Here is a 15,483-nt window from a genome sequence, read left to right on the forward strand (position 1 = left end):
CGATGCGTGAAGAAACCCCCTTCGAGCTGCCGCTCTCCGGTGCACAGCGGGAGATGTGGTACGCGCAGCAACTCGACCCCGGCAACCCGGTCTTCACCATGGGCGACCACCTCGACCTCACCGGTCCCGTGGACCCCGCGCGGCTCGCCGCCGCCTGGGCCGCGCTGGTGGCGGAGACCGAGTGCCTGCGCGCCCGGTTCACCGAGCGCGACGGCGAGCCCGTGCAGACCGTGCACCCCGCCCCGGCGGACGGCGTGCCCCTGCCCGTACGGGACCTGACCGGCACCGACGAACCCGACGCGGAGTCGCGGCGGCGGATGCGCGAGGGCATGGAGCGGCCGTCCTCGCTCGGCGAGGGCGCGTACGGGGCCGAGCTGCATCTTCTCGGGCCGGAGCGCGTACGGCTGTTCACCCACGCCAACCACATCCTGATGGACGGCTTCAGCCGCTCCCTCTTCTACCGCAGGCTCGCCGCGCTGTACGCGGCCGGGCCCGGCGGCAGCGACGCCACCGCCGCCCAGGGCCCGCTGCCCCCGCTGCGGCTCCTCGCCGAGGACGAGGCCGCGTACGAGGGCTCCGGGCGGCAGGAGAAAGACCTCGCCTTCTGGGAGAAGCGCTTCGACGGCACGCCGCAGCCGACGCTGCTGTCCGCCGGCCGCCCCGGGCCCGCGCGGCACACCCTGCGCAGGACCGCGCCGCTGCCGCCCGAGACGTCCGCGCGGCTGCGGGCCCTGGCCTGGGAGGACCGCGTCACCTGGCCCACCACGCTGATCGCCGCCACCGCGGGCTACCTCTCGCAGATCACCGGCGAGCGCGGCGTGCTGCTCACCCTGCCGGTGCCCGCCCGTACGGGCGCGACCGCGCGGTCCGTACCCGGCATGCGCGCCAACTTCCTGCCGCTGCCGCTCTCCGTGCCGCCCTCCGCGACCCGCCGCGCGCTGCTGCGCACCACCGCCGAGGGGCTGCGCTCCACGCTGCGCCACCAGAACCACCGGGGCGACCGCCTCCGCCGCGAACTGGGCCTCACCGGCGACGCCGCGCACACCTACGGGCCGACCGTCAACGTGCTGGAGTCCGGCGCCGAGTTCACCCTCGGCGCGGGCGTCACCGGAGCGCTGCACAACCTGTCCACGGGGCCCGTGCCCGACCTCCAGGTCATCTACCTCGACGCGCCCGGCGAGGGCTGGACCCTGCGGCTCGACGCCCACCCCGACCGCTACACCGAGGAGCAGCTCGACACCCACCTCCGGCGCCTCCTCGGCTACCTGCGCGCGTTCTCGCTGGCCGAGCCCGGACTGCCGCTGGCCCGCGTCGGCGCCGTGACCCCCGACGAGCTGCGCGCGCTGCGCGAGGCCGGGCAGGGTCCCGTACGCCCCGCGGACGAGGACGCGTTCGCCGACGTCGTCACCCGGGTCCGCGCGCTCGCCGCCGCGCACCCGGAAGCGGCGGCCGTGGACGACGGCACCGAGCGCCTCTCGTACGCCGCGCTCGCCACCCGCGCCGCCGCGCTCTCCCAGCGCCTCGCCGCGGCGGACGTGGGCCCCGGCTCGCTGGTGGCCCTGGCCGCCGAACCCGGAGCGCCGTTCGTCACGGCGGTGCTGGGCGTGCTGGGCGCGGGCGCCGCCTGGGTCCCGCTCGACGTGCACGCCCCCGTCGCCCGCGCCGCCGCGCTGCTCGGCGACAGCGGCGCGGAGGTCCTGCTGTACGGCCCGGGCCAGGAGGAGTACGCCCACGAGGCGCTGGCGGGCTGCGGGGGCTGGCCACGCGTCGTCGAACTGACCGCCGCGGGCGCCGCCGAACCGGAGCTTTACGGGCCGGAATCGTCCCTGCCGGACGCGACGGACACGTCCGTGGCGTCCGCGTCCGGGGCGGAGACGTCCGCGACGGGGACGTCCGCCGACAGCACGTCAGGCTCTCAGTCGCAGGCGACGGCCCCGGCAGGGGCGGGTGCCGCTGACGCGGCAGCCCCGCAGGCGGGCGCGTACCCGACCCACGTGTCCGACGCCTTCGAGCCCGTCGTGCCCGAGGGCGACGAACTCGCGTACGTGATCTTCACGTCCGGGTCCACAGGCCGCCCCAAGGGCGCGATGGTGCACCGGCGCGGGATGGTCAACCACCTGCTCGCGAAGGTCGAGGACCTGGGGATGGGCGAGGGCGACGTGCTGGTGCACAACGCGCCCGTCACGTTCGACATCTCCGTGTGGCAGATGCTGACGGCACTCGTGTCCGGGGGGACGACGCGCGTCGTCGGCCGCGAACTCGCCGCCGACCCGGCGGCCCTCTTCGGGCTGGTGGACGACGAGGGCGTCACCGTCCTGGAGGTCGTACCGTCCCTGCTGCGGGCCGCGCTCGACGGCTGGGAGAGCGGCGACCCCGCGCCCACGCTCCGTACGCTGCGGCGCCTCGTCGTCACCGGAGAGGCCCTCCCCGCCGACCTCGCGCGGCGCTGGCTCGCGCGCTTCCCCGGCATTCCGCTGGTCAACGCCTACGGGCCGACCGAGTGCGCCGACGACGTCACCCACGCGACGATCGCCACCGCCGACGACCTGACCCCGGCCCGCGCCCCCATCGGCCGCGCGGTGCGCAACACCGCGCTCTACGTGCTGGGCGAGGGCCTCCAGCCCCTGCCGCAGGGCACGCCCGGCGAGCTGTACGTCGGCGGCATCGGGGTCGGGCGCGGCTATCTGGACGACCCGCGCCGCACCGCCACCGTCTTCCTCGCCGACCCGCACCACCCGGCGCCGGGCGCGCGGATGTACCGGACGGGCGACCGGGTGCGGCAACTGGCCGACGGGCGGCTGGAGTTCCTGGAGCGGCTCGACCACCAGGTCAAGATCCGCGGCCACCGCATCGAGCTGGGCGAGGTCGAGGCCGCGCTGCGCGCGCTGCCGGGCCTCACCGACGCCGTGGTGGACACCGCCCTCGACCCGGGCGGCCACACGCGCCTCGTCGCGTTCCTCGCCGGGGACGCCGAGCCCGCCGGCGTCCGTACGGCGCTGGCCGGCGTCCTGCCGGACTACATGGTGCCCTCCGCGTTCGTCGTCCTCGGCGAACTCCCCCTCACCGCCAACGGCAAGGTGGACCGCAAGGCCCTGCCCGCGCCCGACCTCGCGCACGCCGGTACGGGGCTCGCGCCGCGCACCCCGCACGAGGAGCTGCTCTGCGAGATCTTCGCCGAGGTGCTGGGCCAGGAGCGGATCTGGGCCGACGACCACTTCTTCGACCTCGGCGGGCACTCGCTGCTCGCCAGCAAGGTCGTCAGCAGGCTCCGCCAGGAGCTGGGCGTCGAACTGCGCCTCAGGGACGTGTTCGAGGCGCCCACCCCCGCCGAGCTGGCCGCCGCGCTGCCCGCCGCCGGGGAGGCCAGGGCCCGGCCCGTGGCCGTACCGGCGGACGAGCGGCCCGAGGAGGTCCCGCTCTCCTTCGCGCAGCAGCGCATGTGGTTCCTCAGCCACCTGGAGGCGCGGGCCGCCACGTACCACCTGCCGCGCGCGCTGCGGCTCACCGGCGAACTGGACCCCGCCGCGCTCGCCCGCGCCCTCGGCGACGTCGTCGACCGGCACGAGGCGCTGCGCACCGTCTACCCCGACGACGACGGACGGCCCGTACAGCTCGTCCTCGACGCCGGGACGGCGCGCCCCGACCTGCCGCTGACCCGTACCGGCGCGGCGGAGCTGGACGCGGCGCTCGCCGAGCGCGCCGCGCGCCCCTTCGACCTGGCCAACGAACTGCCGCTGCGCGCCGAGCTGTTCGAGCTGGCCGAGGACGACCATGTGCTGCTCGTCGTGCTGCACCACATCGCGGGCGACGGCTGGTCCGTACTGCCGCTCGCCCGGGACCTGTGCACCGCGTACGAGGCGCGGCTGCGCGGCGAGGCGCCCGCGTGGGAGCCGCTGCCACTGCAGTACGCCGACTACACGCTCTGGCAGCGCGAGCTGCTCGGCGACCCCGCCGACCCCGGCAGCCTCGCCGCCCGGCAGCTCGGCCACTGGCGCGAGGCGCTGGCCGGGCTCCCCGACGCGCTCGACCTGCCCGCCGACCGCCCCCGGCCCGCGGCCTCCTCGCACCTCGGGGGCACCGTCGGCTTCGAGCTGGACCCCGAGCTGCACGAGGCCGTCGCCGCGCTGGCCCGCGCCAACGGCGCCAGCGTCTTCATGGTGCTGCACGCCGCCGTCGCCGCGCTGCTGTCCAAGCTCGGCGCGGGCGACGACATCCCCGTCGGCACGCCCGTCGCGGGCCGTACGGACGCGGCCCTCGACGACCTGGTCGGCTTCTTCGTCAACACGCTGGTGCTGCGCACCGATCTGAGCGGCGACCCGACCTTCCGCGAGCTGGTCGGCCGCGCCCGGGACACCGACCTGGCGGCCTTCGTGCACCAGGACGTGCCGTTCGAGCACCTGGTGGAGGCCCTGGCGCCCACCCGTTCGCTGGGCCACCAGCCCCTGTTCCAGGTGATGCTGGCCTTCCAGACTCCCCCTGGGCCTAGCGGCCCGGGAGGTGTCCCCAACGAGGGGTCTGGATTCTCCCTCCCCGGCCTGACGACGACCGTCGCGTCCGTACCGACCGGAACGGCCCGCTTCGACCTGGCCTTCGAGCTGACGGAGCGGGCGGGCGGCGGGGTGAACGGCGTCCTGGAGTACAGCGCCGACCTGTTCACCGAGGCCGGCGCCCGTACGCTCACCGAGCGGCTGACGCTGCTGCTGCGGGCGCTGACCGCCGCGCCGGACCGGCCGCTGAGCGCGTTCGACGCGCTGCTGCCGGGCGAGCGGGAGCGGGTGCTGGGCGCCTGGGCCGGCGAGGCCGACACCGAGTCCTCCTCGGTTCCGGAGCCCCTCCCCGCGCTCTTCGCGCGCCGCGTCGCCGCGCACCCGCACCGGGTCGCGCTGGAGACGGCGCACGGCGAAGGCGAGTCGAGCGCGCTGAGCTTCACCGAGCTGAACGCCCGCGCCAATCGCCTCGCCCACCACCTCGCCGCGCGCGGCGCGGGCCCCGGCGACACCGTCGCGCTGGTCCTGCCCCGTTCCGCCGAGGCCGTGGTCGCGCTGCTGGCCGTGCTCAAGGCGGGCGCCGCGTATCTGCCGGTGGACCCGGCGTATCCGGCGGACCGGGTGGCGTACATGATCGAGGACGCGCGCCCCGCCGCCGTCCTCACCACCCGCGCGCACGCCGCCCGCGTGCCGGATTCCGCGCACGGCGTCACGGTGACGCTCGACGACGACGGCACGGCCGCCGCGCTCGCCGCGTCCCCCGCGCACGACGTCGCCGACACCGACCGCGCGCGCCCGCTGAGCCCGCGTGACCCGGCGTACGTCATCTACACCTCGGGCTCGACGGGCCGCCCCAAGGGCGTCGCCGTCCCGCACGCCGCCGTCGCCCGGCTGGTCGCGGAGAGCGGCCGGTTCGGGGTGCGGGAGGGCACACGGGTGCTCCAGTTCGCGTCGTTCAGCTTCGACGCGGCGGCGTGGGAGGTCTGCACCTCGCTGCTGACCGGCGCCGTCCTCGTCCTCGCCGACGACGCGCTGCGCGCCCCCGGCGAGCCCCTGGCCCGGCTGATCGCCGAGTCCCGCGTGGACGTCGTCTGCCTCCCGCCGACGGTGCTCGCCGCCTGGCCGGAGGAACTGCCCATGCCGCACGGCCTCACCGTGATCACGGCGGGGGAGTCCTGCCCGCCCGAACTCGTCGGCCGCTGGGCCGAGGGCCGCGCGATGCTCAACGCGTACGGGCCGACCGAGGCCACCGTCTGCGCCACGGTCAGCCCGCCGCTGGAGCCCCTCGCCGACGGCGCCCGGCCGCCCATCGGCCGCCCCCTCGCCGGTACGCGGCTGCGCGTCCTCGACACGGCGCTGCGGCCCGTCCCGGTGGGCGTCCCCGGCGAGCTGTACCTCGCGGGCGCCGGACTGGCCCTCGGCTACCTCCACCGCCCGGCCCTCACGGCCCAGCGCTTCACCGCCGACCCGTACGGCGCCCCCGGCGACCGCATGTACCGCACGGGCGACCTGGTCCGCTGGAACCCCGACGGCACCCTCGACTACGTCGGCCGCGCCGACGAACAGGTCAAGATCCGCGGCTTCCGCGTAGAACCCGGCGAGATCGAAACGGCCCTCCTGGCCCACCCGTCCGTCTCCCAGGCAGCGGTAGTGGTCCGCGAGGACCGCCCGGGGGTAAGGCAGTTGGCGGCCTACGTGGTCCCGGCCCCCGGTCCGCACGCACCCGGCACTCCGTCGTCCGCCCCGAGGACGGACGGCCCGGCGGACGCCGACCCCGGCGCGGTGCCGGGGAGCGTCCCCTCCGGTCCGGGCGCGGACGCGCTGAGGGCGCATCTCAAGGAGCGGTTGCCGGAGTACATGGTGCCGGCGGCCTTTGTCGAGCTGGGGGTGTTGCCGCTCACCGGCAACGGGAAGCTGGACCGGAAGGCGTTGCCCGCGCCCGACTTCGGGACCGTCTCGACGGGGCGGGCGGCGGCGACGCCGCGCGAGGAGACGCTGTGCGGGATCTTCCGCGAGGTGCTGGCGCTGGACGAGGTCGGCGCCGACGACAGCTTCTTCGACCTCGGCGGCGACTCGATCAGCTCGATCCAGCTCGTCAGCCGCGCGCTCCGCGCGGACCTGCTGATCACCGCGCAGGACGTGTTCACGCACCGGACGCCCGCCGCGCTCGCGGCCGTCGCCCAGGCTGCGGGCAGCGCGGCGGCGCGCGAGGTCGTCGGGACCGGCGACGGCGTGGGCGACCTCGCGCCGACGCCGATCGTCCACTGGCTGCGCGGTCTCGCCGCGCCCGTCGGCGCCCCCGTCGACGGCTTCCACCAGGCCGTGGTCGTCCACACCCCGGCCGGCGCTTCGCTGCCGACGCTGACCCGCGCCCTCCAGGCCGTACTGGACCACCACGACGCCCTCCGGATGCGGCTTCTCCACGAGGACAGCGGCGCATGGACCCTGCGGATCGCCGAGCCCGGCGCCGTGTTCGCCCGCGACCTGCTCTCCCGTACGGGCATCTCCTCGCTCGACGAGGAGGCCGTCGGAGAGGTCGTCACCGGCTCGGCCGTCGCCGCGCGGCAGCGGCTGGCGCCGCGCGAGGGCGTGATGGCGCAGGCCGTCTGGTTCGACGCGGGGCCCGGGCGCCGGGGGCGGCTGCTGCTGACGCTGCACCACCTCGTCGTGGACGGCGTCTCGTGGCGGATCCTCCTGCCCGACCTGGCCCGCGCCTACGAGGCGGCCGTGTCCGGGGAGCCGCCGGCGCTGGAACCGGTCGGCACCTCGTACCGGCACTGGTCGGGGCTGCTCGCACGGGAGGCCGTCAGCGCACGCCGTACGGCCGAGATCCCGCTGTGGCGGGCGCAGTTGAGGACCGGAGGGCCGCTGCTCGGCGACCGTCCGCTCGACCCGGCGCGCGACACCGTCGCCACGGCCCGCGAGCTGCGGCTCGTCCTGGACACGGAGACCACGCGGACGCTGCTCACCGAGGTCCCGGCCACGTTCCACGCCGAGATCAACGACGTGCTGCTGACCGGACTCGCGCTGGCCGTCGGCACGCCCGGCGGGGTGCTGGTCGAACTGGAGGGCCACGGCCGCGAGGAGTGCGCGGACGGTGTGGACCTGAGCCGCACCGTCGGCTGGTTCACCAGCACCTGCCCCGTACGGCTCGACCCCGGCGACATCGACCGGGACGAGGCGTGGGCGGGCGGGCCCGCGGCGGGGCGGGCGCTCAAGCAGATCAAGGAGCAGCTCCGCGCGCTGCCCGACCACGGACTCGGCCACGGCCTGCTGCGCCACCTGGCGCCCTCGGCCGCGCCCGACCTGGCCGGGGCCGCCGCGCCCGAGCTGGGCTTCAACTATCTGGGCCGGCTCCCCTCGTCGGCGGGCGGACCCGAGGACTGGGCGACCGCGCCCGAGTCCCCGGCGGTCGCCGCCGGGGCCGACCCGGAGCTGCCGCTCCCCCACGTGCTCGGCGTCAACGCGCTGACCGAGGACGGGCCCGAAGGGCCGCGGCTCGTCGCGACGTGGACATGGGCGGGCGAGGCACTCCCCGAGGCGACGGCGGCCGGGGTCGCCGAGGCGTGGTTCCGCGCCCTGCGGGCGCTCGCCGCCCACGCGCGCGACCCCGAGGCGGGCGGCCACACCCCGTCCGACGTGGACCTGCTGGCGCTGAGCCAGGACGAGATCGACGAGTTCGAGGCGGACATGTCCGAGATGGGTGAGTGGTCACTGTGAGCAGCGGAACAGCGCAATCGAGAAAACCCAACCTCAGCGACGTGCTGCCCCTGACGCCCCTCCAGGAAGGGCTGCTGTTCCACGCGGTGTTCACGCAGCCCGACAGGACGAGCGGCCTGGACGTGTACGCGATCCAGCTCGTGCTGGACCTCGCGGGCCCGCTCGACCCCGCCCGCCTCAGGGGCGCGGCGGAGGCGCTGCTGGAGCGGCACCCGAACCTGCGGGCCGCGTTCCGCTACCGCAAGAACGGCGAGCCGGCCCAGCTCATCCCCCGCGCCGTGCCCCTCCCCTGGACCGAGGAGGCGACCACGGACCCGGCGGAGGCCGACCGGATCACGGACGCGGACCGCGTCCGCCGGTTCGACGTGGGACGCCCGCCGCTGCTCCGCTTCACCCTGATCCGTACGGGCCCGGAGGCGCACCGCTTCGTCCTCACCGCGCACCAGCTCCTCTTCGACGGCTGGTCGATGCCGCTGCTGGTGCGGGAGCTGTTCGCGCTGTACGGCGCGGACGGCGGCGCCGCCCTGCCGCGCGTCACCCCGTACAAGACGTATCTCGCGCATCTCGCCCGGCAGGACACGGACGCGGCCGAGGCCGCCTGGCGCACCGCCCTCGACGGGCTGCCGGGGCCCACCCTCGTCGCGCCCGACGCCGGGGAGCGCGGCGCGGTGCTGCCCGTACGGCAGAGCACGGCGCTGCCGCGCGAGGTCACCGCCGAGCTGGCGGCGTGGGCGCGGGCGCGGGGGCTGACCCTCAACACCGTGGTCCAGGGCGCCTGGGCGGCGACGCTCGCGGCGCTGACCGGGCAGCGGGACATCGTGTTCGGCGGCACCGTCTCGGGCCGCCCGCCCGAACTGCCGGGCGTGGAGACGATGGTGGGGCTGTTCATCAACACCCTGCCCGTACGGGTGGACCTGGACCCGGCGAAGCCGTTCGCCCGGATCCTGGAGGAGCTGCAGGAGCGGCAGGCCGCGCTCCTGGCCCACCAGCACCTGGGGCTGACGCGTATCCAGCAGTGCGTGGACGCGACCGAGCTGTTCGACACCGTCCTCGTCTTCGAGAACTATCCCCTCGACCCCGGCGAGATGGAGGAGCCCGCGCCCGGGCTGCGGATCACGGACCTCCAGGCGAAGGACGCCACGCACTATCCGCTGAGCCTGACGGTGCTCCCGGGCGAGAGCCTGCGGCTCGACCTCGGCTACGCGCCGGACCTGTACGCGCCGGGGCAGGCGGCGGAGATCGCCGCCCGGCTCGTCCGGGTGCTGCGCGGGCTGCTGGACGCGCCGGACGTGCCGTTCGGCCGCCTGGACACGCTGCTGCCGGGCGAGCGCGAGGCCCTGCATCTGCGGCCCGCGCCGCCCGCCGCCGACGACCTGTTCCGCGATGTCGTCGCGCGGGTCCGCGAGACGGCCGCGCTGCGCCCGGAAGCGGAGGCCGTCTCGGACGGCACGACGTCGCTCGGCTACGCCGCCCTGGCCGCCCGTTCCGGCGCCCTCTCCCGCGCCCTGAGGGACCGGGACGTCGGCCCCGGCTCCCTCGTCGGCGTGCTGGCCGCGCCGGGCGTTCCGTTCGTCACGGCGGTCCTGGGCGTCCTGGGCGCCGGCGCCGCCTGGGTCCCCCTGGACGTGGAAGCGCCGGTGGCCCGCACGGCGGGTCTCGTCACGGACGCGGGCGCGGACCTCCTCCTGGCCGGCCCGGAGCACGCCGCTCTGGCCGGGGCGGTACGGGGGACCGGCGGCGCGGAGATCCCCGTACTGCCCCTGGACGGGACCGGAACGCCGGAGGACGGCGCGCTGCCGCCCCTGTCCGGACAGGACGGCGATCTCGCGTACGTGATCTTCACCTCGGGGTCCACCGGGAAGCCCAAGGGCGCGATGGTGCACCGGCGCGGCATGGTCAACCACCTCCACACCAAGATCGAGGACCTGGGGATGGGCGAGGGCGACGTGCTGGTGCACAACGCGCCCGTCACGTTCGACATCTCCGTGTGGCAGATGCTGGCCGCGCTCACGAGCGGGGGCACCACGCGGGTCGTCTCGCGGGAGACGGCGGCCGATCCGGCGGCGCTCTTCGGGCTCGTGGACGACGAGGGCGTCACCGTCCTGGAGGTCGTACCGTCCCTGCTGCGGGCCGCGCTCGACGGCTGGGAGAGCGGCGATCCGGCACCCACGCTCGGCACGCTGCGGCGCCTCGTCGTCACCGGCGAGGCCCTCCCCGCCGACCTCGCCGCGCGCTGGTTCGCCCGCTTCCCCGGCATTCCGCTGGTCAACGCCTACGGGCCGACCGAGTGCGCCGACGACGTCACCCACGCGACCCTCGCGGGGCCCGAGGCGCTGACCCCGCCGCACGCGCCGATCGGCGCTCCGGTGCGGCACACCGCGCTGTACGTCCTCGACGACGGGCTGCGCCCGCTGCCGCCGGGCACGCCGGGTGAGCTGTACGTGGGCGGGCTCGGCGTCGGCCGCGGGTATCTGGGCGACCCGGCGCGCACGGCGTCCGTGTTCGTCGCGGACCCCTTCCACCCCGAGCCGGGCGCGCGGATGTACCGGACGGGCGACCGGGTGCGGCAACTGCCCGACGGGCGGCTCCAGTTCCTCGAACGGCTCGACCACCAGGTCAAGATCCGCGGCCACCGCGTGGAGCTGGGCGAGATCGAGGCCGCGCTGCGCGCGCTGCCGGGACTGACGGACGCCGTCGTGACGACCGCGCCCGACGCGCACGGGACGACGCGGCTGATCGCCCACGTCGCCGGGGCGCCGCAGGCCCCGGGCCCCGACGCCGTCAAGGCCGCCGTCGCCGAGGTGCTGCCCGCGTACATGGTGCCCTCGGCCGTGGTCGTCCTCGACGCGCTGCCGCTCACGCCCAACGGCAAGGTGGACCGCAAGGCCCTGCCCGCGCCCGACCTCGTGGGCGCGACGGCGGGCCGGGAGCCGCGCACCCCGCAGGAGGAGCTGCTGTGCCGCGCGTTCGCGGACATCCTCGGCGTGGAGAAGGTCTGGGCGGACGACGACTTCTTCGACCTCGGCGGCCACTCGCTGCTCGCCACGCGCCTGGTCAGCCGGGTGCGGGCGCTGCTCGACGCCGAACTCGCCGTCCGTACGGTCTTCGACGCGCCGACCCCCGCCGCGCTCGCCGCCCGCCTGGGCGCCGCGGCCGAGGGGCGCCCGCCGCTCGTCGCCCGTACGGGCGGTGAACGGCCCGCCGAGCCGCCGCTGTCGTACGCACAGCAGCGGATGTGGTTCCTCAGCCGGCTCGACGGCTCGTCCGCCGCGTACAACCTGCCGTGGCGGCTCGGGCTCGCCGGGAAGCTGGACACCGACGCGCTCGCCGGGGCCCTGGGCGATGTCGTCGCCCGGCACGAGAGCCTGCGCACCGTCTTCCCCGAGGGCCGGGACGGCACCCCGTACCAGGCGGTCAGGGAGAACGTGCGGATCGCGCTGCCCGTGCGCGCCGTGACCGGCGAGGAACTGGACGACGCGGTCGCGGAGTTCGCACGGGAGCCGTTCGACCTGACGCGGGAGATCCCGCTGCGCGCCGCGCTCTTCGCGCTCGGCCCGGCCTCGCACGTGCTGGTCACCGTGATCCACCACATCGCCGCCGACGGCTGGTCGAACGCGCCGCTCGCGAAGGACCTCAGCGCCGCCTACGCCGCGCGGCTGGGCGGCGCGGAGCCCGGCTGGGAGCCGCTGCCCGTGCAGTACGCCGACTACGCGCTGTGGCAGCGCGAACTGCTCGGCGACCCGGCCGACCCCGGCAGCCTCGCCGCGCGGCAGCTCGCGCACTGGCGCGAGGCGCTGGCCGGAATCCCGGACGAGCTGCCGCTGCCCACCGACCACCAGCGGCCCGCGTTCGCCAGCTACCAGGGCGGCACGGTCGGCTTCACCGTCCCGCCGGAGGTCCACGAGCGGGCCGCGGCGCTCGCGAAGGAGTGCGGCGGCAGCCTCTTCATGGTCGCCCAGGCGGCACTGGCCGCGCTGCTGTCCAAGCTCGGCGCGGGCGACGACATCCCCGTGGGGACGCCGGTCGCGGGCCGTACGGACGAGGCTCTCGACGACCTGGTGGGTCTGTTCGTGAACACGCTGGTGCTGCGCACCGACGTCTCGGGCGACCCGACCTTCCGCGAGCTGGTGGGGCGGGTGCGCACGGCGGGCCTCGCCGCTTTCGAGCACCAGGACGTGCCCTTCGAGCAGTTGGTGGAGGCCCTGGCCCCCGGCCGTTCCGTGGCCCGGCATCCGCTCTTCCAGGTGATGCTGGCGTTCCAGAACAACGCGGCGGCCGACTTCCGGATGCCGGGCCTCACCGCCCGCGCGGGCTCGGCCGGCACGGGCGGCGCCAAGTTCGACCTCGCCTTCGACCTCGCGGAGAGGCGCACGGACGCGGGCGGGCCCGGCGGGCTGGCGGGGCGGCTGGAGTACAGCGCCGACCTGTTCACCGAGGACGGCGCCCGTACGCTCGCCGAGCGCCTCTGCCATCTGCTGGAGCTGCTCACGGCCCGGCCCGGGGTCCCGCTCGGGGAGATCCCCGCGCTGCTGCCCGGCGAGCGCGCCCGCGTCCTGGAGTCCTGGAACGGCGCCCCCGCCCATGTGGTGCACGCCCCGCTGCACGCTCAACTGGACGCGGCGGGCGAGGAGTTCGCCGACCGCACGGCGCTGCTGTACGAGCACCACGACGCCCCGGCGAAGAAGGGGCGGCGGCGCGAGCGGAAGGCCGAGTCCGCGCTGCGCGGGATGAGCCACCGCGAGCTGCACGAGGAGTCCAACAGGCTGGCCCGCGCGCTCGTCGCGCGCGGCGCGGGCCCCGGACGGCTCGTCGCCATCGCGCTGCCGCGCCGGCCGCGGATGGTCGTGGCCGCGCTCGCCGTCCTCAAGGCGGGCGCCGCCTACCTGCCGGTCGACCCGACGTACCCGCCGGACCGCATCGCGTACATGATCGAGGACGCGGGGCCCGTGCTCACACTGACCGACGGCGCGGTGTGCGAGACGGTGCCGGAGCTGAAGGCCGTACCGAGGCTGCTCGTGGACGAGCGGGAGGCGTACGGCGCGCTGCCCGCGCACCCGCTGACCGCCGCCGACCGCGACGGGGAGCCCACCCCCGACGACACGGCGTACGTCATCTACACCTCGGGCTCCACAGGCCGCCCCAAGGGCGTCGTCGTGCCGCGCCGGGCGTTCACCAACTTCCTCACGGACGCGGCGGGGCTGCTGGAGCTGGGCCCCGGGGACCGGTTCGTCTCGGTGACGACGTTCGGCTTCGACATCGCCAACCTGGAGCTGTTCGGGCCGCTGCTCACCGGCGGCACGCTCGTCCTGGCCGGGCACGGGACCGTCCGCCACCCGGCGGCGCTCGCCGCGCTGCTCGACCGGTGCGGCGCCACCGTCCTCCAGGCCACGCCGACGCTGTGGCACACCCTGGTCACCGAGCACCCCGGGGCGCTGCGCGGCGTGCACGCGCTGACCGGCGGCGAGGCCATCAGCCCCGCGCTGGCGGCGGCGGTGAGCGGCACGGCACGGCGGCTGACGAACCTGTACGGGCCGACGGAGACCACGATCTACTCCACCGCAGCGCGCCTCGACGGCACCGGCACCCCGCCCATCGGCCGCCCCCTCGCGGGCAACCGGGTCTACGTCCTGGACGCGGCCCTGCGCCCCGTGCCCGTCGGCGCCGTCGGTGAGCTGTACATCGGCGGTACGGGCGTCACGCGCGGCTACCACGGGCGCCCCGGACTCACGGCCCAGCGCTTCACGGCCGACCCGTTCGGGGAGCCGGGCTCGCGGATGTACCGCACCGGCGACCTGGCGCGGTGGCGGCCGGACGGCGCCGTGGACTATCTGGGGCGCACCGACCACCAGGTGAAGATCCGCGGCTTCCGCATCGAACTCGCCGAGATCGAGGCGACGCTGCTCAGCCACCCCCGCGTGGACCGCGCCACGGTCGTGGTCCGTACCGACCCGGCCGACGGCACCGACCGGCTCGCCGCGTACGTGGTGCCGTGCGGCGAACCCGGCCTCGACCTGGCCGACCTGCGGGCCCATCTCGCGCTCGGGCTGCCGGACTACATGATCCCGGCGACCTTCACCGAGCTGGCCGAGCTGCCGCTGACCCCGAACGCGAAGGTGGACCGCAAGGCGCTGCCCGACCCCGCGCCGGTGGAGGCCGGCGGGGGACGGGAGCCGGAGACGGCCGTCGAACGGGCCCTGTGCCGGGCCTTCGCCGATGTCCTCGGGCTCGAACGCGTGGGCCTCGACGACGAGTTCTTCGCGCTCGGCGGCGACTCCATCCGCTCCATCCGGCTGGTGGGCCGCGCCCGCGAACTGGGCGTGGACCTCACCCCGGCCGACGTCTTCGTCCACCGCACGGCGGCGGGGCTCGCGACGGTCGCGGTGGAGACGGAGACTCCGGGGGCGCCGGGGGCCCTTCTCACGGGCGGCACCGAGTTCACGGGCGCCATCGAGGCGTTCGGCAGGGTCCTGGCCGTACGGCCGCGGGGCACGCGCGAACCGCTGTTCTGCGTGCACGGCGGCGTGGGGCTGGGCTGGCCGTTCCTGGAGCTGGCCGGCGCGCTGCCCGAGGGAATTCCGGTGCACGCCTTCCAGTCCGGCGGAATTCTGGAGTCCGAGGAACTCCCCGGCAGCGTCACGGAATTGGCGAAGGAATATGTGGCGCGAATACTGGAAATTCAGCCCACCGGGTCCTATCGTATTCTCGGATGGTCCTTCGGCGGCCTGGTCGCCCATGAGATCGCCGTGCAGCTCCGCGCGCTGGGCCGCGAGGTCGGCCTGCTGGCCAATCTCGACGGATTCCCCGCGGGCGGCCCGGGCGGCACGGACCCCGGGTCCGACGAGCCCGACCTGAGCGAGCGCGCCCTCCTCGCGCAGCTCCTCACCCGCTTCGGCCTGGAACACCCGGCGGACGCCGAGCCGACGCCGGCCTCGGTCCTCGCCCTGCTCAAGCGGCACGCCAACCCCCTCGCGGAGCTGGACGAGCGCCGGCTCCGCAATCTCCTCGGCGTCATCCGGCACCTGAGCGCCCTCGGCGCCGCGCACCGCCCGGGGACGTACGACGGCGAGCTGCTCTTCTTCGCCGCCACCCGGGAGACCCCGGACACCCCGGACACCCCGGACGGCCGCCCGTCGCCCGAGGAGATCTGGGCCCCGTACGCGGCGGGCGGAATCGTCCGCCACGACGTGAATTCCGACCACGACGGAATGCTGGACACCGGCCCCGCGCAGGACATCGCGGAAATCCTGGGCCGGTCACTGGAAAACCGGTAACGGGA

At 75.9% G+C, this 15,483-nt stretch carries 2 protein-coding genes; both read left to right on the forward strand.

What is annotated here, in order from left to right:
- Window positions 1–2: 2 nt before the first annotated feature.
- On the forward strand, window positions 3–8,207 hold the full coding sequence (locus tag ABD343_RS22520; protein WP_344531031.1) for an amino acid adenylation domain-containing protein: 8,205 nt from the start codon (window positions 3–5) through the stop codon (window positions 8,205–8,207).
- A gap of 41 nt (window positions 8,208–8,248) precedes the next feature.
- Window positions 8,249–15,478 (forward strand): amino acid adenylation domain-containing protein, encoded by a 7,230-nt coding sequence (locus ABD343_RS22525; protein ID WP_344531033.1) that lies wholly within the window; start codon window positions 8,249–8,251, stop codon window positions 15,476–15,478.
- The last annotated feature ends 5 nt before the right edge of the window (window positions 15,479–15,483 follow it).

It is taken from the genome of Streptomyces albiaxialis, from assembly GCF_039530985.1.
Taxonomy (GTDB): Bacteria; Actinomycetota; Actinomycetes; order Streptomycetales; family Streptomycetaceae; genus Streptomyces; species Streptomyces albiaxialis.

Excerpts from the sequence above, each read along its gene's own strand:
- ABD343_RS22520 (WP_344531031.1), top strand. The coding sequence starts at position 3 with ATGCGTGAAGAAACCCCCTTCGAGCTGCCGCTCTCCGGTGCACAGCGG.